This window comes from Sphingomonas sp. Leaf9 (genome assembly GCF_001421355.1).
GTDB lineage: Bacteria > Pseudomonadota > Alphaproteobacteria > Sphingomonadales > Sphingomonadaceae > Sphingomonas.
In genome coordinates this window covers 114,137-137,278 of sequence record NZ_LMKC01000004.1, presented here as the reverse complement: position 1 = coordinate 137,278, position 23,142 = coordinate 114,137, and the positions used below count along the sequence as shown (strand labels likewise).

The 23,142-nt window shown below is 67.0% G+C and carries 13 protein-coding genes; 4 read left to right on the top strand and 9 right to left on the bottom strand.

All coding sequences use genetic code 11. The annotated features are described in order from the left end of the window. Positions 1-8: 8 nt before the first annotated feature. The 4 genes from hslV to ASE58_RS11555 form a co-directional block, all read right to left on the bottom strand. Entirely contained in the window at positions 9-560 is a 552-nt protein-coding gene (hslV, locus tag ASE58_RS11570) for an ATP-dependent protease subunit HslV (RefSeq protein WP_055757729.1), read from the bottom strand. A gap of 144 nt (positions 561-704) precedes the next feature. Further along, positions 705-1,112 carry a holin family protein gene (locus tag ASE58_RS11565; protein ID WP_055757731.1) on the bottom strand — a complete coding sequence of 136 codons (408 nt, stop codon included), beginning with the start codon at positions 1,110-1,112 and terminating at the stop codon, positions 705-707. A gap of 31 nt (positions 1,113-1,143) precedes the next feature. Then, complete coding sequence (locus tag ASE58_RS11560) at positions 1,144-1,695, bottom strand: glycoside hydrolase family 108 protein (RefSeq protein ID WP_055821422.1); 552 nt, start codon at positions 1,693-1,695, stop codon at positions 1,144-1,146. A 231-nt stretch (positions 1,696-1,926) separates the two neighbouring features. Further along, a complete protein-coding gene (locus ASE58_RS11555; protein WP_055757735.1) occupies positions 1,927-3,534 on the bottom strand; it encodes an alpha-N-arabinofuranosidase in 1,608 nt (535 codons plus the stop codon). A gap of 152 nt (positions 3,535-3,686) precedes the next feature. On the opposite strand from ASE58_RS11555, the gene era reads away from it, so the two are divergent. Continuing rightward, positions 3,687-4,589, top strand: a complete 903-nt coding sequence (gene era / locus ASE58_RS11550; RefSeq protein ID WP_055757737.1) for a GTPase Era — start codon at positions 3,687-3,689, stop codon at positions 4,587-4,589. Positions 4,590-4,707: 118 nt separating this feature from the next. Here era and ASE58_RS11545 read toward each other — a convergent pair whose 3' ends face one another. Both ASE58_RS11545 and ASE58_RS11540 read right to left on the bottom strand, forming a co-directional pair. Continuing rightward, positions 4,708-7,215: a hypothetical protein gene (locus tag ASE58_RS11545; RefSeq protein ID WP_055821419.1), complete on the bottom strand. Its 2,508-nt coding sequence runs from the start codon at positions 7,213-7,215 to the stop codon at positions 4,708-4,710. Between the two features lie 173 nt (positions 7,216-7,388). Continuing rightward, positions 7,389-7,784 carry a glycine zipper 2TM domain-containing protein gene (locus tag ASE58_RS11540; RefSeq protein ID WP_055821416.1) on the bottom strand — a complete coding sequence of 132 codons (396 nt, stop codon included), beginning with the start codon at positions 7,782-7,784 and terminating at the stop codon, positions 7,389-7,391. Positions 7,785-8,034: 250 nt separating this feature from the next. Here ASE58_RS11540 and gyrB point away from each other — a divergent pair, with 250 nt between their 5' ends. Beyond that, on the top strand, positions 8,035-10,503 hold the full coding sequence (gene gyrB, locus ASE58_RS11535; RefSeq protein ID WP_055821413.1) for a DNA topoisomerase (ATP-hydrolyzing) subunit B: 2,469 nt from the start codon (positions 8,035-8,037) through the stop codon (positions 10,501-10,503). 277 nt (positions 10,504-10,780) lie between these two features. Here gyrB and ASE58_RS11530 read toward each other — a convergent pair whose 3' ends face one another. Next, positions 10,781-13,189 (bottom strand): ligase-associated DNA damage response DEXH box helicase, encoded by a 2,409-nt coding sequence (locus tag ASE58_RS11530; protein ID WP_082467988.1) that lies wholly within the window; start codon positions 13,187-13,189, stop codon positions 10,781-10,783. A 146-nt stretch (positions 13,190-13,335) separates the two neighbouring features. Beyond that, positions 13,336-14,982: an alkaline phosphatase D family protein gene (locus ASE58_RS11525; RefSeq protein WP_055821410.1), complete on the bottom strand. Its 1,647-nt coding sequence runs from the start codon at positions 14,980-14,982 to the stop codon at positions 13,336-13,338. 124 nt (positions 14,983-15,106) lie between these two features. Here ASE58_RS11525 and ASE58_RS11520 point away from each other — a divergent pair, with 124 nt between their 5' ends. Next, positions 15,107-17,491 carry a TonB-dependent receptor gene (locus ASE58_RS11520; protein WP_055821406.1) on the top strand — a complete coding sequence of 795 codons (2,385 nt, stop codon included), beginning with the start codon at positions 15,107-15,109 and terminating at the stop codon, positions 17,489-17,491. Positions 17,492-17,547: 56 nt separating this feature from the next. On the opposite strand, the gene ASE58_RS11515 is transcribed toward ASE58_RS11520, so the two are convergent. Continuing rightward, positions 17,548-20,040, bottom strand: coding sequence for a TonB-dependent receptor domain-containing protein (locus ASE58_RS11515; protein ID WP_055821403.1), 2,493 nt, complete (start codon positions 20,038-20,040; stop codon positions 17,548-17,550). A gap of 250 nt (positions 20,041-20,290) precedes the next feature. Here ASE58_RS11515 and ASE58_RS11510 point away from each other — a divergent pair, with 250 nt between their 5' ends. Beyond that, positions 20,291-23,086 carry a TonB-dependent receptor gene (locus ASE58_RS11510; protein WP_055821400.1) on the top strand — a complete coding sequence of 932 codons (2,796 nt, stop codon included), beginning with the start codon at positions 20,291-20,293 and terminating at the stop codon, positions 23,084-23,086. The last annotated feature ends 56 nt before the right edge of the window (positions 23,087-23,142 follow it).

The window sequence follows — 23,142 nt, the reverse complement described above, 5'->3', positions numbered from 1 at the left end:
GATGTCCGTCAGTTCGCGCTGTCGAGCGCTTCGAGGGTGACGCGATCGTTGGTGTAGACGCAGAGTTCGGCGGCGATGGCGAGCGCCTTGCGCGCGACCTTTTCGGCGTCGCCTTCATAATCGGACAGGGCACGGGCGGCGGCCAGCGCGAAATTGCCGCCCGAGCCGATCGCGGCGATGCCGGCTTCGGGTTCGAGCACGTCGCCATTGCCGGTGACGACCAGCGTCACGTCCTTGTCGGCGACGATCAGCATCGCTTCGAGATTGCGCAGGAACTTGTCGGTGCGCCAGTCCTTGGCCAGTTCGACCGCGGCGCGCAGCAGCTGGCCCTGATGGCGCTCCAGCTTTGCCTCAAGGCGTTCGAACAGGGTGAAGGCGTCGGCGGTGGCGCCGGCGAAGCCCGCGATCACCTTGCCATCGCCCAACGGGCGGACCTTCCGCGCATTGGGTTTCATGACCGTCTGCCCGGCCGAAACCTGCCCGTCCCCTGCGATCACTACGCGACCGCCGCGACGCACGGATACAATCGTGGTGCCGTGCCACACCGTCTCTTTGCTCATGGGCGCGGATATGGGGAGGGGTGAGGACGGCGCAAGGTCCTCCCCGGCACGGGGCGGGGGCGGGCCGCGAACGCTACCGGCTTGTATGCGGACACCCCCCTCCACCAGCTTCGCTGGTCCCCCTCCCCGTGCCGGGGAGGATTTTTAGCGTTCGACGCCCTTGGCTTTTCCCCACGCCCTGGCCGCCGTGTAGCCGAGGTAGCCGGTGCCGAAGAGGGCGTAGAGTTCCTCGGGGATGCCGCGCAGATAGGCGGTCATGCCGCGTGCGATGCCGGCGGCCATGTCGGGCTGTACTGCCGAGATCAGCCCCATCGGGATCGCCCAGAGCAGCAGGGCGTACATGACGTAGAGGAAGCCGGGCCGTGCGCGCGAGGTCCAGGGATCGGTCGACTGTGCCTCCGCGACGATCGCCGACAATTGCGCCTTTACCCGGTCGAGGTCGGCGGTCGATTCGAGTTTCAGCAGTTCGAGCTTGGCCGCATCGCGGGCCTTGGGATCGGGGATCAGCTTGTCGAGCAGCGCCGCGATCGGCGCGATCAGGGAATCGATCATAGGGCCTCCCAAATGTCAAAGTTCACTAAGTTCACACTCGTGGCGCATCGACGCGTGTCGCGAGCCAGCCGTAGAGAAAGGCTTCGTTGGCCGGGCGCGTCTCGGCGAGGTGGAGATAGCGTTCGCCCTGCAAGGCGTTGATCGCCTTGACCAATACCGCCTCGGCCGATGCGCCGCGCGTGGCGAGCAGGGTGTCGAGCGCGTGCAGCGTTCGCGCGCCGATGGTGGCGTCGACCGCCAGATCGGGCCAGTCGCGTTGTTCGCGGTTGAGCGCGTTCAGCACCCGCTGGAGAAAGGTCGCGGCGACCGCCGGACCCATGTTGACGCCGGTGTCGAACAGTTCGGCGGCGAGGCGCGGCGCGCGGGTGGCGACGCCTGCGAAGTTCGGCGCGTGCCAATAGCAGGCGCGATAGATGCGCGCGGCGAGCGGGCGGGGCAGGTCGCGGATGGGGCCGGTGTACCCCTCGGCGCGGGCGACGGCTTGCGTGATGCCGTAGCGGGTCGGGCCGCCGCGGTCTGCGGGATGGTCGACATAGCCGCCTTCGCGGTCGATCACGTCGTTGATCAGGGTGGTTGCGTCCATTTCGTCCTCCTGTTGGAGGTAGAACGTAACCAGAACGGCTTGTTGTAGGAAAGTTGGATCGCGCGGCCGTCAGGCCGTGCGATCCAACCCCCGCGCAGGCGGGGGGCCAGGGTTTGATGCGATGCGGGCCGCGTATGCCGCGTACCCCCGCCTGCGCGGGGGTACGCGGCATCTGCTTCGAAGCGAACGGAAGGAGGAAAGGGGGCGACGCGTACGCCGCCCCCGCAGGCCTTACTTGATGTCGAGCATCACCACCGACTTGGCCGGCAGCGTCACCGACAGCGTGCCGTTTGCCAGTTGCGCGCCGGTAAAGGTCGCCGGCACCACCGCGTTCGGATTGTCGAAGGTATTGTGCGCGGTCATCGTCGGGGCGGTCAGCACGCGGCCGGTGATGGTTGCGCCCGCGATGCCGGTCAGCGCGGCGGTGATCGGCGCCGGGCGGTTCGGATCGGCGTTCGACAGCGCGATATGCACTACGCCGTCCTTGCCACGCACGGCCGAGGCCGACACCGCCGGGATCGCCCACTGGTTCCGCGAATACCACGGGCTGGCGATGGTGATCGGCAGGACGGTGCCGTCCATGTACGGCTTGTACATCTCGAACACGTGATAGGTCGGCGTCAGGACCATCTTCGGCCCGTCGGTCAGGATCATCGCCTGCAGCACGTTCACCATCTGGGCGATGGCGGTCATCTTTACCCGGTCGGCGTGCTTGGCAAAGATGTTGAGGTTGATCGCGGCGACCAGCGCGTCGCGCATCGTGTTCTGCTGCCGCAGGAAGCCCGGATGCGTGCCGGGGTCCTGCGCATACCACGTGCCCCATTCGTCGACGGCCAGCCACACGCGCTTTTGCGGGTCATATTTGTCCATCATTGCCGAATGTCGGGTGATGAGTTCCTCCATCTTCCACGTACGGCCGAGCGTTTCGGCCCAGGCGGATTCGTCGAAGTCGGTCGGCGACGCCTTGGGCGGCCAGCCGCCGCCGGGGACGGTGTAGTAATGGAGCGACACGGCATCGATCTGGTTGATCGCGTCGCGCATCATCACGTCGGTCCAGTTATAGTCTTCCGAATTGGCACCCGATGCGATCTTCAGCACGCGGCTGCCCTCGGGCGACTTGATGAAGGTCGCGAAGCGCTTCGTCTCGTCCGCCGCATATTCGGGGCGCATGTTGCCACCGCAGCCCCACAGCTCGTTGCCGATGCCGAAATAGGGGACCTTCCACGGGGCCTTGCGGCCGTTCTTCGCGCGTTCGTCGGCGAGCGTCCCCGCCTGCTGGGTCATGTATTCGACCCATTCGGCCATTTCGCGGGGGGAGCCGTTGCCGACATTGCCCGAGATATAGGCTTCGGCGCCGACCTGTTCGGTCAGGTCCATGAATTCATGGGTGCCGACCGCGTTATCCTCGGTCACGCCGCCCCAGTTGGTGTTGATCTTGACCGGGCGCTTTGCCTTCGGCCCGATGCCTTCGCGCCAGTGATATTCGTCGGCGAAGCAGCCGCCGGGCCAGCGGATGACGGGCACGCCCAGGCGCTTCAGCGCGGCGACGACGTCGTTGCGAAAGCCGCGGGTGTTGGGAATCTTGCGGTCGTTGCCGACCCACAGGCCGCCATAGATGCCGTTGCCCAGATGCTCGGCGAACTGGGTGAAGATGCGCCGGTCGTAGGTCGGGCCGGCCTGGTCGCCGCGAATCGTGATCTGGGCCGGCTCGCCCGGTTGCGGCGTCGGTGCGCTCTGGGCAGTCGCAGTCGCGGCGATCAGCAGCGATGCGGTGCCGAGCACCAGGGCGCGTGCGCGCTGGCGCAGCGTGTGGCGCGTGGATGTGTGGCCGTTCAGCATGGGACAGGTTCCCCCCTTTATGATTATTGTCGGACTAATGCGTAGCGATACCGCGGCGGGCGATCAAGCGCGGATCGGGACGCTTTGCAGCAGGCGGCGGGGCGGGTAAGAGGGACGCCAGTCATTCCCATCTTCAGGCAGGTATTGTTCTTTTGACATCATCTCCCCAGTCGTGCGGCCTTGTCGCGGTTCTTGGCGCCCCGAATGCGGGCAAGTCGACGCTGGTCAATGCGCTGGTCGGACAGAAGGTCGCGATCACCAGCCCCAAGGCGCAGACGACGCGCACCCGGTTGATGGGCATCGCGATCGAGGGCGATACCCAGCTGCTGTTGGTCGATACGCCGGGTATTTTCGAACCGAAGCGCCGGCTGGACCGGGCGATGGTGTCGGCGGCGTGGGAAGGTACGGCGGGCGCCGACGCGATCGCGGTGGTGGTCGATGGCCGGGGCGGCATCGGGCCGAAGGTCCGCGCGATCGTCGAGCCGCTGGCGCAGCGCAAGGAACCCAAGCTGCTGATCCTGAACAAGGTCGACATCGCCGACAAGCCGCGCCTGCTGGACCATGCCGCGCGGCTGCACGAAATGGCGGCGTTCGAGGAGACGTTCTTCGTCAGCGCCACGACCGGTGACGGGCTGGCGGAGATGAAGGCGGCGCTGGCCAAGCGGATGCCCGAGGGGCCGTGGCATTTCCCCGAGGATCAGGTGAGCGACGCCACCGACCGGATGCTGGCGGCCGAAGTGACCCGCGAGCAGCTGTACCACCAGCTGCACGAGGAACTGCCCTATGCCAGCGCGGTCGACACCGAACGCTATCTGGAGCGCGAGGACGGGTCGGTCGAAATCCACCAGCAGATCTATGTCGCGCGCGATACGCAGCGCGCGATCGTGCTGGGCAAGGGCGGGCAGAAGATCAAGGAAATCGGCGCGACCGCCCGCAAGGAATTGCAGGAATTGCTGGGCGTGCGCGTCCACCTGTACCTGCATGTGAAGGTCAAGCCGAACTGGGAAGAGGACCGGATGCTGTACCGGGATATCGGGCTGGACTGGGTGGAGTAAACCACGCGGGTCCGTACCCCCGCGCAGGCGGGGGTCCAGGGTTCCAAACGCCGCCGTTTCGCTTGTGGCTCTGGACCCCCGCCTGCGCGGGGGTACGGCTTCGTGTTGGTGGAGTGCCCTAAAACAGCTTCCTGACCGACAGCCGCACGATCCGGCCGTAAGGGTCGAGGAACGACGGCTGAAAGCGATACGGGATCGCGCCGGTACGATCGCGGACGTCGACGCGGTCGTTGAGCAGGTTCTGTGCCTCGAACTGGAGCACCATCCGCTTCGCCCATGGGGCGTTCGGCGCAAGTTTGTCGGCCTGTATCTGCGAATAGAGCCCCAGGAACGTCAGCCCCGAAAAGCGCAGGTCGGAAGCGGCGAGCGTGCTGCGGATGCGGGTGGCGGGGCGCCAGTTGCCATAGACGCCCGCCCGGAACGCGCCGACCGATCCGCCGACATTGCCCATCACGTCATAGCGCGGCCGCCCGCCGGTGCCGTCCAGCGTCTCGCCATCGAGCAGGTCGAGTTCGTCCTGCCCCCGGCGCAGCGTCAGCCGGTCGTCGAGCCGCGCGGTCACGGTGAGGAAGCTCCACAGCTGCGGCCGGTCGGGTGGCGGGGGGGCGTCCTTGGCCGGCGGCGGCGGGGTGGGGCCGATGGGGGTGAACAGGCCGATTTCCGCCTTCAGCTTGCGTTCGACCTCGCGGAACAGGTTCACCGGGCGGATATCGGCGCGGAGCAACCGGCCGGCATCGTCGCGGACGAAGCGTTCGGGGAACGCGGCCTGCAACGCCGCCGTCGCGCTGCCCGGATTGGCGACCTGATCGGTGATGCGCGTGTCGATATAGCTGAGGCCGAGATTCAGCTGCTTGTCCTTGATCGGGCGCCAGCCGATGCCGAGCGTGCGGATCTGCCGCTCCTCGGGCCGAAGGTCGGTATTGCCACCGCCGGTGACCGCGATCGGCGCGCTGGCCCCGGTCACGAAGTCGAAGAACGGCGTGTTGGGCACGGTGACGACCGGAAAGGTCAGCGTGGCGATCGCCGGCGGGGTGCGCGCGGTGTTGATCGACGCGGTGATCTGCACCGGTCGCCACGGCGTCCAGGTGAGCGCGATGTTGCTGCTGGCCAGGCTGCCATAATCGGACACGTCGGTCAGCCCGAACAGGAAATTGGCCGACAGCGATCCGATCGCCGACAGGACCTTGCGATCGACCGAGGCGATCGGCAGGTCGAGGCTGGCGCTGCCACCGGTTACGGTGCGGGTCAGCGTGCTGGCCGCGCCGGCATCGTCGGCCAATCGCCCGCTGCTGCCCGAGCGGGCCAGATCGGCGTTCAGCGTCAGCTGGGCCGGGCCGGCGGGCAGTTGCAGGACCGGGCCGTTCGCGGTCGCCTTTGCGGTCAGGGTGCCGGTGACGGTGCGGCTGCGGGTGACGATCCGCGGCTGGGCGGCGATCACCGGGGACAGGTCAAACGGATTCGCGCCGGCATCGACCGCCGCCTGCAGTGCATCGGCCGCGACCCCGCGATCGACCGCCGCCCGCGCACGCACCCGATCGTAACTGCCGGTGACGTTCCACAGCCAGCGGCCGATGCCGCCCTGCACGGTCGATGCGGCATGGAGCGTCAGGTTGTCGTTGCGCTGGGTCAGCACCGGCCCTTCGTCCAGATAGCGGTCGAGCAGCACCGGGCCGGCAAAGGGCAGCGCGGTCGCGGCGGGCAGGGTCAGCGTCGCCCCCTGCAACCCGGCCAGCGCGCGGCCGCGATCGGCCTCCATCGTCAGGTTGATCGCGGCGGTCAGCGTCCTGCCGATCGGCAGGGCATGGGTGGCATCGACCTTCAGCGCGCTGCGGCTGCGCATCGAAAAGAAGGGCGCAAGATCGGTCGCGCGGGGGGTGCCGGCGGCATAGGCGGCCAGCGTGCCGCGCGACGCCGGATCGATCGGTACGGCGGTGGCTGTCACCGCCCGCCCGGCCAGCAGGTCGAGCGCGGAATCGATGCTGCCCCCGCCCGGCGCGCGCAGGTTGCCGATCCGGTCGAACGGGCTGTCGCTGTCGGGCAGATAGGGGCGCTGCGATGCGCGCAGCGGATTCTGCCGGTCAAAGTTGATGGTCAGGAGCGTGCGGCGGTCGCCGGCGATGCGGGTCGATCCCAGTTCCAGCCGTTCGGTGCCGCCGCCGCCGTCGGTGGTGGTGCCCGCGCCCTGATCGAACACCAGCGCGCGGAAGCGTTGTTTCAGCACGAAATTGACGACGCGCACGGTGGGCGCAAAGCCGAATCGGGCGGCGTCCTGTTCCGACAGGACCTCGGTGCGCTCCAGCGCCTCGGGCGGGAGCGTCCAGATTTCGCGGTAGCCCGACACGCGGCGACCGTTCAGCAGAAACACGGGATCGCCGCCGCTGGCCGAACTGGTCAGCGGTTTCAGGAGGCTGGCGAGCTGCTCCATGCTGGTCGCGCCCAGCGCGCGGAGCGCCGCGGCGTCGAGCACCGCGACCGGGGCGGCGTCGCCGATCGCCGAGCCGGGCGGGCGCTTGCCGGTCACGACGATCTCGTCGTCGCGGGGTTCGGCATCCTCCTGCGCGGCGGCGGGCAACGGCATCGACAAGATCGCGGCTCCGGCCAGCGTTCGCCCCACTGCCGTCCTCATCCGCCGCTCCGTCGTCGTTAAGCCACCGGGACTAGGGGCAGTTTCCGACCGAAACGTGGCGAAAAGCGGCGCGCGCCGGGCGGCCATGCAAAAAGGGCCGGCCCTCCCCTTTACGGAAAGGACCGACCCCATGTCCGACACCCCGTTACGCCACCGGAGGTGCCGGAAACCGGTTAGCGGCGGCAGTAGCGCGGCGCATCGGCCTTATCGATCGCCCGGCCGGCAACCGCACCGACGCCACCGCCCAGGATGGTGCCGAGCAGGCGGTCACCGCGGCCGGCCACCGTGTTGCCGAGCAGGCCGCCGGCGATCGCACCGATCACGGTGCCGCCATCGCCATTCTCGCAACGCTCGCCACGGGTGTTGGCATAGCGATCACGATAGTAACCGCGGTCGCCGCGATACGAACGATAGCCCCGGTCGTCGCGATACCCGCGATCATACCGGCTGTCGCGATAGTCCCGCTCGTAGCGGTCCCCGCGCCAGCTCTGCGCCGAAGCGGCGGTCGGAGCGGCGGCGGTGGCGACCGTGGCAAGCGCGGCGGCGGCAAGCGTCAGCTTCTTGAACATGGGTCTTCTCCCTCAAAACTTTGCGGCAGGATGTCTGCCTGTGATTTGGGGTATGCGCCGATTCGCTTGAGCGGATACTGAATGCGCCTGTTAGCTGCCGTTCATTATTCTGGCGGAACGGTTGGGTGCGCTTGCCGTCACCCGGATCGGGTCCGGCGTGACGATGCAGGCTATGGTGGCGGATCGAAACGACCCGCCGCCCCTGCGGGTTTTGCTTTAGTTCCCCCGCGCAAAACCCTATATACTCGCTATGGCAACGAACCCCAATCAGAACGACTACGGCGCAGACTCGATCAAGGTGCTGAAGGGCCTGGACGCGGTGCGCAAGCGTCCCGGCATGTATATCGGCGATACCGACGACGGCTCGGGCCTCCACCACATGGTGTTCGAGGTGAGCGACAATGCGATCGACGAGGCGCTGGCCGGGCATTGCGACCGCATCCTCATCACGCTGAACGCCGATGGATCGGTCTCGGTCGAGGATAACGGGCGCGGGATTCCGACCGGCATCCACAGCGAAGAGGGCGTGTCGGCGGCCGAGGTCATCATGACCCAGCTGCACGCGGGCGGTAAGTTCGAAAATACCAACGACGACAATGCGTACAAGGTGTCGGGCGGCCTGCACGGCGTGGGCGTGTCGGTGGTGAATGCGCTCAGCGACTTTCTCGACCTGACGATCTGGCGCGAGGGCCAAGAGCACACCATGCGCTTCCGCCGGGGCGATGCCGAAGCGCCGCTGAAGGTCGTGGGGCCGTCGGACAAGCGCGGTACCCGCGTCACGTTCTTGCCGTCGCCGGAAACGTTCAAGATCATCGAGTTCGATTTCGACAAGCTGGAACACCGCTTCCGCGAGCTGGCGTTCCTGAATTCGGGCGTCCGGCTGGTGCTGGTCGATGCTCGGCATGAGGAGCCGCGCGAGGTGGAGCTGTTCTACGAAGGCGGGATCGCCGCGTTCGTGAAATATCTGGATCGCACCAAGACGCCGCTGATGCCCGATCCGATCGCGATCCACGGCTTTCGCGATGACGTGGGCATCGACGTCGCGCTGGAATGGAACGACAGCTATTACGAGAACGTCCTGGCGTTCACCAACAACATCCCGCAGCGCGACGGCGGTACGCACATGGCGGCGTTCCGCGCGGCGCTGACCCGTACCCTCAACAACTATGCCGACAAGTCGGGCATGTTGAAGAAGGAAAAGGTCAGCCTCACTGGCGACGACATGCGCGAGGGGCTGACCGCGATCGTTTCGGTCAAGCTGCCCGATCCGAAATTCTCGTCGCAGACCAAGGACAAATTGGTGTCGTCGGAGGTTCGTCAGCCACTGGAAGCGCTGATGGCCGACAAGCTGGCCGAGTATCTGCAGGAAAATCCGGCCAATGCAAAGGCGATCATCCAGAAGGTGATCGACGCCGCCGCCGCGCGCGAAGCCGCGAAGAAAGCGCGCGAGCTGACCCGTCGCAAGGGCGCGATGGACATCGCGTCGCTGCCGGGCAAGCTGGCCGATTGCCAGGAGCGCGATCCCGCCAAGTCCGAGCTGTTCTTCGTCGAGGGTGACTCGGCCGGTGGTTCGGCCAAGCAGGGCCGCGACCGCCATTTCCAGGCGATCCTGCCCTTGCGCGGCAAGATCCTGAACGTCGAGCGCGCGCGGTTCGACCGGATGCTCGCCAGCCGTGAAATCGGGACGATCATCACCGCGCTCGGCACCGGTATCCGCGACGATTTCAACCTCGACAAGCTGCGCTACCACAAGATCGTCATCATGACCGACGCCGACGTCGACGGCGCGCATATCCGCACGCTGCTGCTGACGTTCTTCTATCGCCAGATGCCCGAGATCATCGAGGCCGGGCACCTCTATATCGCCCAGCCGCCGCTGTATAAGGCGACGAAGGGCCGGTCGGAGGTGTACCTGAAGGACGACAACGCGCTCGACGAATATCTGGTCGAGGCCGGGGTCAACGCCTATGTGCTGGAGAGCGCAGGCGGTGCACGCAGCGGCGATGATCTGAAGGCGCTGCTGGGCCATGCGCGGCGGATGCGCACGCTGATGCGCTATGTCCCGCGTCGCTACGACATGGGCATCGTCGAGGTGCTGGCGCTGGCCGGCGTGCTCGACCCGCAGATCAACGATGCCGATCGCCAGACGCGGCTGGACGATGCGGTGTCGCGCATCGGCCGCACCGATACCGAGGCGCAGTGGACCGCGCGCGTGACCGAGGATGGCGGGTTGCAGTTCCAGCGCCGCTGGCGCGGGGTGACCGATACCCACACCATCGAACCGGCGTTCCTGTTGTCGGCCGAGGGGCGCAAGCTGCACAGCCTGGCGGGTGAGGAAGCGGCGAGCTATACCGGTGTATCGAAGCTGGTGAGCGCACGCAGCGCCGCCGATCCGCTGGCCGAGCCCGAGGACGAAGCCCCGGCGGTTGCCGCCAAGGGCGAGACGCTGGTCGCACGACCCAGCCAGCTGCTCGACGCGATCCTGGCGGCGGGGCGCAAGGGCCTGTCGATCCAGCGCTACAAGGGGCTGGGCGAGATGAACGCCGAACAGCTGTGGGAAACCACGCTCGACCCGTCGAACCGGTCGATGCTGCGCGTCGCGATCGACCAGGCGGACGTGGCGGACGAAATCTTTACGCGGCTGATGGGCGATGTGGTCGAACCGCGGCGCGACTTCATTCAGGAAAATGCGCTGAACGTGGCGAACCTGGACGTTTGAGGCGTGCCGTATCCCCGCGCAGGCGGGGATCCAGGGTTACGGAGCGTAACGCCTCTGGCTCTGGATCCCCGCCTGCGCGGGGATACGGTCTTTGGTGGACGGGAGTCGTCCGACCCCACGCCGTACATCTTCCCCGATCCCGTTCGGTTCGAGCAGCTTCGAGCTTGTCGAGAAGCGTCCGTCGAGAACCCTGTGTTCGGGGCACCCCCTTCTCTACTTCGGTTCTCGACAGGCTCGAACCTGCGCTCGAAGCAAACGGGGCGGGCGAGGCAGCCCCTCAATCCAGCGCCATCGCCTCCGCTGCCAGCGCTTCCGCCTCGATCAACAGCGCATCATCGGCCGACCCCTGCGTCACTCGTTCGCGGCCGATCAGCACCAGCACCGGAACGGCAAGCGGACTGACCCGATCGAGCGTCACATGCCGGATGCGCGCCTGCGCCGTCTCCAGCAGCTTTGCCAGCCGTCCGACATCGGTCATCCGCGCCCGCGCATCCTCCCACGCCGCCTGCAACAGCAGGTGGCCGGGTTCGTATTTGCGCAGCACGTCGTAGATCAGGTCGGTGGAGAAGGTGACCTGCTTGCCTGTCTTGCGCTTGCCGGGATGCTGGCGCTCGACCAGCCCGCCGATCACCGCGACCTCGCGGAACGCGCGTTTGAGCAGTGCCGACCCTTGTACCCAGTCGACGAATTCATGCTCCAAAATGTCGGGCGAAAACAGCGCGGCGGGGTCGGTAATCGGTTCGAGGCCGTAGCAGGACAGCGCATAGTCGTTCGACACGAAGCCGATGGGTTTCAGCTCCAATGCCTCCATCCGCCGGGTTATCAACATGCCGAGCGATTGGTGCGCGTTCCACCCTTCGAAGCTGTAAGCGACCATGTAATGGCGCCCCTCGTGCGGAAAGGTTTCGACCAGCAGCTCGCCTGGGCGGGGCAGGACCGATCGCCGCGACTGGATTTCCAGCCATTCGCGCACATCGTCGGGAAAGCGTGACCATTCGGACGGATCGGCGAGGAAACCGCGCACCCGGTCGGCGAGATTGGTCGACAGCGCCATCCGCGCGCCGCCATATTTGGGAATGCGCGCGGGCTTGCTGCTGGCGCGCACGACCAGATCGGTCAGCTCGATCTTTTCGACCTCCAGGCTCATGCCGGAGAAGAAAAACGTATCGCCCGGCGACAGGGTGGAGGCGAAATATTCCTCGACCGTGCCCAGCCGGCGGCCGTTCTTGAACCGGACGTCGAGCGTCGGCGCGTCGACGATGATCCCGGCGTTCAGGCGATGCTGCGCGATGAACGCGGGCTTGGTGACGGTCCACAACCCGTCGCTGCCCAACCGCAGCCGCTTGAACCGGTCATAGGCCTTCAGCGCGTAGCCGCCCTCGGCGATATAGTGCAGCACGCGGTCGAACGTGTCGGCGTCCAGTGCGGAATAGGGCAGGGCAGCCTGCACCTCCGCCAGCATCTCGGCAGCAGCAAAGGGTTCGGCGCAGGCACAGCCCATCAGATGCTGCGCCAGCACGTCGAGCGCGCCGGGGCGGAACACCTCGCGGTCGAGTTCGCCCGCCTCCACCGCGTCGAGTGCCGCCTGTGCCTCCAGAAATTCGAAGCGGTTGCCCGGCACCAGCAGCGCCTTCGACACCTCGTCCAGCCGGTGATTGGCGCGGCCGATGCGCTGGAGCAGGCGCGACGACCCCTTGGGTGCGCCCATCTGGATCACGCAATCGACATCGCCCCAGTCGACGCCCAGATCGAGGCTGGCGGTGGCGACCAGCGCGCGCAACTTGCCATCGGCCATCGCCGCCTCGACCTTGCGCCGTGCCTCGCGGTCGAGGCTGCCGTGGTGGATGCCGATCGGCAGCTGCGCGTCGTTGGCCAGCCACAGGTCCTGAAAGATCAGCTCGGCGAGGCTGCGGGTGTTGCAAAAGACGATGGTGGTGCGGTTGCGTGCGATCTCGCGCATCACCTGCGCGGCGGCATAGCGGCCCGAATGGCCCGACCACGGGATGCGGTCCTGCGGCAACAGGATGCGGATATCGGGGTCGGCACCCGGCTCCCCCTGCACCAATGTCACCGCATCGATATCACCGTACGGCGCGAGCCATGCGCGATAGCCGTCCGGATCGGCGACCGTCGCCGACAGCGCGACGCGGCGCAGGGTCGGCGCGAAGCGTTGCAGGCGCGTCAGGCACAGCGACAACAGGTCGCCGCGCTTGTCGGTGGCAAAGGCATGGACCTCATCGATGATGATCGTGCGGAGCGTCGCGAACAGCCGGTCGGCATCGGGATAGGACAGCAGCAGGCTGAGTGATTCGGGCGTCGTCAGCAGGATGTGCGGCGGTTTGCTGCGCTGGCGCGCCTTGCGGTCGGACGGGGTGTCGCCGGTGCGGGTCTCCACGCGGATGGGAAGGTCCATCTCGGCGATCGGGGTCAGCAGGTTGCGCTGCACGTCGACCGCCAATGCCTTCAGCGGCGAGATATAGAGGGTGTGGAGGCCGTCGGTCGGATGCTCGATCAGGTCGGTCAGCGTCGGCAGGAACCCGGCCAGCGTCTTGCCGGCGCCGGTGGCGGCGACCAGCAGCGCGTGGTTGCCGGCGCGGGCGACGTCGAGCATGTCGCGCTGATGGCGGCGCGGCGACCAGCCGCGTGCGGCGAACCAGTCGGTCAAGGGGGCGGGGAGGTCGCGCACTACGGCCAATGTAGGGCGGCGGGGGGCGGGCGCAACGCAGACCGTCTGCCGTATCCCCGCGGAGGCGGGGATCCAGAGCCGCGAACGACGGCGTCTGCGGCCCTGGACCCCCGCCTGCACGGGGTACGGTCGTTGCTTGGTCGGCCTTACACCGCCGTCATCGGCGCGGGCTTGCCCGCCGCGACCCGCCAGCGCGCGGTCGTTTCGGTCGTGAAGTCCGGCGTCGTCACGCTCGACACGGTGCGGAACTGCGCATCGGCATGGCTCGGCGTCAGGGTGAGCAGCAGGTAGCCCTTGCAGTCCTGGTCACAGTAGCGGACTTCGGGGGCGTCCTTTTCGATCACCTTGCCGAGGCCGGGCAGCAGCGAGCCATAGGACGGGCTGGAGATCGCGGTCGCGCCGAATTCGTTGGCGACCAGCCGGCCGCTATCGTCGTGCAGGTCGTTGGCCCAGCCGGCATGGCTGTCGCCCGACAGCACGATCGGCCGCGACTTCGCCCGGCGAAACGCGGCGTAGAGCCGCTCGCGGGCCGGGGGATAGCCGTCCCAGCTGTCGAAATTGAACGGCAACCCGGCGCGGTACGACCGCTGCCCGGCGGCGATGCGCGGGGCATAGGCGGCGGGCAGGCGGTTGAGCAGGTCGGCAAAGCCCTGCGCGCCCATGTTCCTGACAAGATCGGGGCCGGGCACCCGCGCCATCACCACCTGATTGCCCAGCACCTGCCACGGGCGCTTTGCCTTGACCGACCGGGCGAGTTCGCGCTCGACCCAATCCTGCTGCCCGCGTCCCAGCAGCTCCCGGTCGGGCTGCGCGCGGATCGCCATCATCGCGGCGTAATCCTCCGGCTCGATCCCGGCACCCTTGGGCGCGGCCTGTTCCGATCGCGCGAGCAGGCGGGTTTCGACCATCACCAGCGTGGCGAGGTCGCCGAAATCGAAGCTACGGTTGATCGCGGCCCAGGGCTGGCCGGGTTTGGGATCGCGGATCGGCATCCATTCGAAATAGGCCTGCATCGCCGCCGCCTTGCGCGTGGCCCAGTCGCCCTCGGTCGCGGCGTCGTGATTCTCCGCGCCGCCAACCCAGCTGTCATTGGCGGTTTCATGGTCGTCCCAGACGCAGATGAACGCGGCGCGGGCGTGCGCCGCCTGGATCGCCGCGTCGCGCTTCACCTGCGCATGGCGGGTGCGATAATCAGCGAGGGTCAGGATTTCGTGGGCGGGTTCGGGCAGGCGGTTCAGCTTGCGGCCGATCTCCGCGCCATACCCCTCCGCGCCATATTCATAGATATAGTCGCCCAGATGCAGCACCGCATCGACGCGCGGTTCGGCGGCGATCGCGGTGTATGCGTGCCAATAGCCGCCGGGATAGAGCTGGCAGGAGACGACCGCCAGCGCGACGTCTGTCGTGCGCCCACGCGGCAGGGTGCGGAAGCGGCCCTTGGGCGAGGCGGTGCCGTCGGGCGCGGTGAACCAGTACCAGTATTCGGTGCCGGGCTTCAGGCCGGTCGCCTCGACCTTCGCCGTAAAGTCGCGCGCGCCCCGCGCGGTGGTGCGGCCGGTGGCCAGCGCCGCGCCGCCCTCGCTTCCCGCGACATGCCAGTCGAGCGCGATGTCGCCGCGGTCGTCCGAAGCCGGCGTCGCGCGGGTCCACAGGATCGCGCCGTCGGCCGCCGGATCGCCGCTGGCCACGCCGTGCAGGAACCGGGTGGCGGGTGCTGCCTCGGCGATCGTCGGCAGGGTCAGGGCGGCGCTGCTGCCCATCAGGCGGAGGGCGTCGCGGCGGTTCAGGGTCATGGGGCACGGCCTTTGTCGAAACGATATGCGCGGCGTCCTATGCCCGGCATGCGACAGGTCCGTGACGTCATCGACCTGTCATTCCCGCCCCCTAGAGGCCGCGCCGTCAATAGGGGGATATTGCATGAAAACCTGTCTGCGCTCGACCATCGCCATGCTCGCGATCACATGCTCGACCACCGCCTTCGCCCAGGCCAATGTCCAGCCGCAGGGCGACGATGCGGACGAAATCGTCGTCACCGCGCAAAAGGTCGAACAGCGGATCGAGGACGTGCCGGTCACCGTGACGGCGGTGACGGGACAGAAGATGGCCGACCTCGGCGTCTCGACGCTGGCCGATGTCGCCCAATATATTCCGGGCCTGGTCGTGCAGGAGCAGAGCGCGAACAATCCCGGCTTCGTCATTCGCGGCATCACGTCGGATTCGGGATCGGCGCAACAGGGCGCGCGCGTCACCTTCTATTACAACGGCGTCGATATCAGCCGCTCGCGCGGGGCGTATCAGGACCTGTTCGACCTTGAGCGGATCGAGGCGGTGAAGGGGCCGCAGGCGACGCTGTTCGGCACCGCCGCCGCGGTCGGTGCGGTGTCGATCCTGTCGGCCAAGCCCAACCCCGGCTTCGCCGCCGACCTCGCCGGCTCCTACGGCAATTTCAACCGGACGCAGGTGTCGGGCATGGTCAATGCCGGGGGCGACACGCTCGCCGCGCGCCTCACCTTCGCCTACAAATATCGCGACGGCTATGTCCGCAACATCGCGGGCGATGCCGACGTACCGAACCAGAATCAGGGCCGCGTCGATCAGGACGACCTGAACGGGCAGGACCAGCGCGGGATTCGCGGATCGCTGCGCTGGACGCCGACCAACGCGGTCACCGCCGACCTGGTGCTGACCTATGACGGCCAGCGCAATCCGGGCACCGCGTTCAAGAGCCGCGCCTTTGCCCCCACCGGCGGGCAGACCGGCGATTACGGAACTGCCGAATTGTCGGGTTCGCCCTACAGCCGCGAGGTGCTGGGCAAGCGCAAGCTGGGCCTCGACCGCGATGTGTATGATGCCAACCTGACCGTCTCGGTCGATCTGGGGCGCGGCGTCACCTTCACCACGGTCAACGGTTATCGCCGGTTCAACAGCCTGGAGACGTTCGACGCCGATGGCGGCCCGGCATGGTATCTGGAATTCGCCGAGGATGCGAAGGGCGACCAGTGGAGCCATGAAGGCCGCTTCAACTTCACCGGGGACAAGGCGCGGGCATCGTTCGGGTGGAACGCCTTCTTCGAGAACGGTTTCCAGCGCGTGCCGTTCTCGAGCGAGGAAGGGACCTATCTCGCCTGTTCGGTGAGCGCCGGTTTCGCGCCGATCCGCGCGGCGCTGAACCAGGCTGGCATTCCCACGGGGCCGAACTGCGTCGCGGCCAACGGCACGGTGCCGGGCGCGCGGGCGACGGCGGTGCTGTCGCGGGGCGCCCTGACCGAGCTGCCCTATGCGGCGGAGTTCACCAATTTCGGCAACAACGACACCTATTCGATGTTCGCCGATGCGACCTGGATTCCGGTCCCCGCGCTCGAACTGACCGCCGGTGCCCGCGTGCTGATCGAGGATCGCCAGTCGGGCTATAGCTCCATCCAGCCCTTCTCGCGGCTGCTCGCCGGGGCGGGGGTGTTCACCAGCCTGCTCGGCACCGCCAATACGAACGGCGCGAAGTTCGAGGCGCAGCGCAGCTTTGCCGCCGTCCTGCCGCGCTTCAACGCGCTGCTGCGCCTGTCGGATGCGGTCAACCTGTACGCGACGGTCAGCAAAGGCCGCCGTTCGCCGGTCGTGCAGCTGGCCGCGGCGCGTACCGGCAGCAGCGCCACCGCCGGCGTGATCCCGAACCTGCAGGTCGTGCCCGAGGAACTGGTGTGGAATTACGAAGGCGGCATCAAGGGGCGGGTGGGTCCGTTCACCGGCGCGGCGTCGGTCTTCTATCAGCGCTATGACGGGTTCCAGGTGTCGGTGACCGAAAACGGCGTCACCACCTCGCGTTCGGCGGGGTCGGCGGACAATCTGGGCGTCGAGCTGGAGGGCACGTTCCGCGTCGGGCAGGTCCTGTCGCTGTTCGGGACCTTCGCCTATCTCGACGGCGGGATCGGCGACGATGCGACCAATGGGGTATTCGCGGGCAATCGCTTCCGCCTGCAACCCGACATGACCGCCTCTGCGGGTGCCAACCTGCGGGTGCCCGTCGGATCGGCAACCTTCTATGCCGTGCCGAACCTGACCTACCGGTCGAAGGTGTTCTTCGAACTGCCGAACCGCGAGGCGATCTCGACGCCGGGCTATACGCTGGTCAACCTGCGTGCGGGCGTGGAGCTGGGCGAGCGGTTCACGATCGGCGGCTTTGCGCGCAACCTGACCGACGAGCGCTATCTGATCGATGCGGGCAATACCGGCGGCGGCTTTGGCGTGCCGACCTATATCCGGGGCGAGCCGCGCTTCTACGGGCTGGAGCTGGGTGCGCGGTTCTGACGGGCAAAAAAACGCCGGTGCCACGGGGAGTGGCACCGGCGTAAGGTACTGGGAGATCAGAAGCTGAAGCGGGCGGTCGCCGAAATGGTGCGGCCGTTGATCGAACGCGCCCGGATGATGCCGTTCGCAGGGATCGCGCCTTCTTCCGCTTCGGTCAGGCCGATCGTGTCGAACAGGTTGTTCGCATTGACCGAGAACTGGACCTGCTCCGCCGAGCGGAACTGGACGAAGGCGTTGACCTGGGTATAGCCCGGCAGCTTCAGCTGGTTGCTGTCTTGCGCATAGCTCGACGTGGTGCCGATGACGTTGGCGCCGACCGTGAACTGGTCGACCTCGATCTGCGGCGTGGCCGAGAAGACGAATTCCGCCTGGCGACGCGGGCGGTTGCCGACGGTCGCTGGGTTCACCGCGTCGCTGACGATCTTCGCATCGGTCCACGTGCCGCCGGCGGTCAGGCTGAACGGCCCGCGCTTGATATTGCCCTCCAGCTCGACGCCATAGGCGCGGTAGTTGCGGTCGAAGAAGCGCTGGGTCGTCGCCTCGAAATTCTGCTCCTCGGTGCGTGCCCAGAAACCGGTGGCGTAGAAGGCGACGCCGTTCGCGCGATACTTCATGCCGGCCTCTGCCTGGCGGACGATATCGACCGCCGCGTCGCGGTTGAGCAGGCCGCCGGTGGTGGTGCTGACGGCGGGTCCGAACAGCAGCCGGTCGGCATTGGCGCGCCCGCCGCGGCTGTAGCGGCCGAACACCGCAAGGTCGCTGCTCAGGCGATAGTTCGCGCCGAGCGAATAGGACCAGTAGTTGAAGTCGTAATCGACCGGCGCCGGGCTGTTCAGCGGGATCACCGCGACGCGGCGTTCGGCATCCGAAATCACGCCGTCGCCATTGATGTCGCGGGTGACCGTGCCGACGCGCCCGCCGCCCAGATCGGCACCCGACACCGTGCCCTTGGCCTGCCCGAAGTCATAGCGCACCGACCCGTCGAGCGTCAGCGCACCGCCCGACCAGTTGAGCGAGGCGAAGGGCGCGTTGGTGTCGTAGTTCAGGTCGTAGCTGCGGCGGCAGCATCCGCCGAAATAGCTGGCGGCATAGCCGTACACGCCGTTCTGCGTGATCGACGTGCCGACCGCGTTGCGGACATTGACCAGCGCCGCATTGCCGCCACCCACCACGTCGGACAGCAAGGACGTCCACAGCCAGTCGGTGTCGATCGTCTGGCGCGACTTGTAGAAGCCGGCGGTCAGGCCGAGAGTCCCGCCGCCCAGCGCAATGTCATGGGTCAGGCGGAAATCGTTGGTGATGTTGTCGAGGCTGTTGAGCTTCGTGTCGAACACCACGATTTCGGCAAGCAACCCGTTGCCGTTGAGTGCGGCGGGGTTGGCGATCACGCGGCCGGCATTGGGGCCGGTTGCGTAGCTGAGCGTCGAGCCTGCGCCGGCCAGCGCGGTGGCGATGGTCGCCGCCGAATCGACATTGGCCGGGAAGTTCGAGATGAAGCGCCCGGAAATGTCCGAATAGCGGAAGCGGTTGGTGACGCTCCACCCCTCGGCCAGATCGAACTTCGTTTCGAAGCCGACCGCCTTCACCACCGGATGCTGCCCGTCGCGGATGTCGTTGACGACCGGGTTGTTGCCGCCGTCCAGCGTCAGGTTGCGGGTGATGTTGGGCGAATGCAGCGTGTCGCGGTTGATCGAGAAGCCGGCGATCTCGCTGAACTTCGGATCGTCGTTGGTGCCGCTGACCCGGATCGGGTTGGGCAGGTAGGCGATGGCGCGATCGTCGAGATACTTGCCATAGACGCGGACATAGCCGCCGGCGAATTCCTTGGTGACGTTCAGCTTGATCTGCCCGCCGCGATTGGCGTCATAGCCCGCCTGACGCGGGCCGGTGCCGAAGCGGTAGAAGCCGCCGACATGGACGCGCAAGCTATCCGACAGCTTCTTGCCGTACGAGAAATCGGTGCGGAAATCGCGATAGTCGATGCCGGTCGACCCCTGCACCACCGCGCCTTCGCGTTCGCTGGTGTCGGAGATCAGGTTGATGACGCCGCCGGGCGAGTTCGAGGCGAAGGTCGAGGCGGAGCCGCCACGGATCGCCTCGACACGGGCGACGTTCAGGTCGGCGCGCAGGAAGATGTCGGCATTGCCGAAGGTGATGTCGCCATATTCGAGGATGGGGAGGCCGTCTTCCTGCAGCTGCAGGAACTTCGACCCGCCCGATGCGACCGGCAGGCCGCGCACCGCGATGTTGGCGTTGCCTTCGCCGCCCGAGCTTTCCGAACGTACGCCGGGGATGTTGCGGAACAGTTCGGCGACCGATCGCGGCGCGGTGGTCTGGAGCGTCGCTTGGTCGAGCGAGCTGACCGAGACCGAGCTGTCGAGCCGGTTCTGCCCGCGCGCGACGCCGGTGACGATGATGTCGGCATCGGCGGCGGCGGTGTCGTCGGCAGGCTGGGCGGTATCGGTCGCGGGTGCGTCGGCGCTCTGCGCAAGGGCAGGCAGCGGCAGGGCAAGTGCGGTCGATGCGAGCAGAATATGGAACGCCTTCATGGTCCCCTCCTTGGGATATGGCCCGGCCGTTACCGGTGTACGACTCGCACATTACCGCTACTGCAAACGATTGCAAAGTTGTCTGCCATAACAATTGCAATGGATTGCAAAGGTGTTGCCATACGGTCACACCCAATGGACGCAACGGGTAGCGTCATCGATCGGTAACGTGGGCGTAACCAACCTGCCACCGCCGCCCGGCAGGGGGCTGGCCACACGGGAAGCCAGGCGCTTCCGAGGGGGAACAGACATGGTTGCTATTTTCACCCGCGCGACGCGGGCCGTCTTCGTGCGCGCATTGCTCGGCGGTGCCGCGATCCTGCCGACCGCCGCCTTCGCCGCACCGCCGGAGGAAACGCCGGTCGCCGCCGCGCCGGGCGACGACGAGGGGCAGGAGATCGTCGTGCAGGGCAGCCGCCCGATCGCCGAATCCGAGGCCGCCGCGCTGGAAATCCAGCGCAACAGCCCGGCGCTGGTGTCGGTCATCGCCTCCGACGCGGTGGGCCGCCTGCCCGACCAGAACGTCGCGCAGGCGATCAGCCGCCTGCCCGGTGTCGGCGTCGAACGCGACCAGGGCCAGGCCCGCTATGTCAATTTGCGCGGCGCGCCCAAGCGCTGGACCACGCTGTCGTTCGACGGCGTGAACGTCGTCAGCCCCGAAGGGCGCGCCGCGCGCTTCGATTCGATCCCCTCGGCGATTGCGAAGCAGATCATCGTGCGCAAGGCGGTGACGCCCGACATGGTGGGGGAGACGATTTCGGGTAACGTCGACATCATCACCCGCTCGGGTTTCGACCAGAACGGGTTCCATGTCGCGGGCAAGGCCGGCTACGGCATCGTCGAGCTGGGCGACCGGCGTGAGTTCGAAGGGTCGCTGGTCGTGTCCGACCGGTTCGACACCGGCATCGGCGAATTCGCCATCGCGTCCTCGGCCAGCCTGTACCGGCGCGGCATGGTGACCGACAATTTCGAAACCGACTGGGAAAGCGTCGATCAGGACCGCCGCCCCGGTTTCGCCGACCGCATCTGGGCGCGCGAGACCGAGAACAAGCTCTATCGCCTGGTCCGTAAGAATTACGCGCTGTCGACCCGGCTGGACTGGAAGCCGGCGCCGGGCCACCGCCTGTTTGCCGAAACCATCTATTCGGCGTTCCAGGACGATGAACAGCGCAACAACTATATCGTCGACCTCGACGATCAGCAGTCGCGCACGCCCACCGGCACCGCCGCCTGCACCGTGAATGCGACCCCGGCGGCCGGCACCACCGGCTATGCCGACATCTGCACCGGCAATACCCCGTTCAAGGGGACGGTGTACGGCATCGACCTGAATTCGAACTTCACGGTGCGCGCTTACAAGCAGTCGGTGTTCACCAACACGCTGGGCGGCGACCACGACCTCGATACGTGGCGCGTGTCGTGGCGGGCGAACTATACCCGCTCGATCGACGACCGGACGCAGCCGGCGCAGCTGAACTATGACAGCCCGTCGTTCGGCACCAACGGCGCGAACGCCGCCAACCGCCTGACCGTCGGCTATGACTTCACCGATCCGCAGCTGGCGAAGATCGAACTGTACCGCACGATCCGCAACGCCAACGGCACCCTCGCCCGCGGCGACCGGGTGACCGCGATCGAGGATTTCCCGCGCTCGCTCGCCCGTCTGCGCTCGCTGCTCGCTGCCGATACGACCGATGCCTATACCGCGCGGATCGACCTGCAGCACGACGTCGACGGCCTGTTCGGCGACAAGACGACGTTCGCCTTCGGCCTGCGCTTCGACGATCGCACCAAATCGGTCGACGAACGCCTGCTCGAACTCAACAGCACGGCGCAGTTCAGCGCGGCGGGCATCCCGACCGGTTACGGCCAGATCGCGATCCCCGGCGGGTTCCAGGGCAAGCTGCCGCTCGGCTACACCTTCCAGTATTTCGGCAAGGATCAGATCCTCGATCTGGTCGACCGGGCGAAGACGGTCGGCAGCTATGTCGACCAGCGCGCCAACCTGTACGACGTGAACGAGCGCATCTATTCGGCGTACGGCATGGCGACGGTCACGACCGGCTGGGGCAACATCATCGGCGGCGCGCGGATCGAGCATATCCGCAACAAGTCGTCGGCGTTCGTCACCGACGGCAAGACGTTCACTCCGCTGAGCGTCGATCGCGACATGACGTTGATCTATCCCAGCCTGCACATCAATTACGACGTGACGCCGCAGATGAAGGCGCGGTTGTCGTTCAACACCGGCGCGGCGCGGCCCGATTATGACCAGCTGCGCCCGAACCTGAGCTACAACGACGCCAACCTGACGATTTCCGGCGGCAATCCCGATGCGAAGCCCGAAAAGGCGATGGGCGTCGACGCCTATGTCGAATATTATGTCGCGCCTGCCGGTTTCCTGTCGTTCGGTGCCTATTACAAGCGGCTGCGTGACGTGCTGTTCGACACCAGCCGGACGTTTGGCAGCGACATCCTGAACTTCGGTGGGGCCGACCGGTCGCAGTATATCTTCTCGACCATCGACAATGGTGGCAGCGGGTCGATCGTCGGCATCGAAGGCGCGATCCAGCAGCAGCTCGACCCGTTCGTCGGCGACCTTGGCCTGCCCGACTGGATGGGCGGGTTCGGCGTGCAGTTGAACGCGACGCTGAACCGCAGCCGCGCGGAGACGCCGGATGGCCGCCGCGTGCCTCTGCCCGGTGCGTCGAATGCGGTCTACAATCTGGGCGTCTATTACGAGAAATACGGCTTCTCGGCGCGGGCCCAGTATCAGAACCGGTCACGCTGGCTGGACGAGCTGGGCGATTTCCAGGTCATCAACGGCGTCAATCGCGGCGTCGACGGCGGCGATTTCTATTGGGCAAAGGACAACGAACTCGACGCGTCGATGCGCTATGCGATCAACCGCAATGTCGAACTGTTCGGCAATTTCAGCAACCTGCTGGGCGGGCCGGGCCGGCGCTATGTCCGCGACACGCGCTATACCATCGAGCGCGAGACGTTCGGTCGCCGCTATCAGGCCGGCGTGCGGGTGAATTTCTGATGCGGCGGGTAGCGTTCGCGGTGTTGCTTGGCGGGTGTGCGGTAACGCCCCCGCCG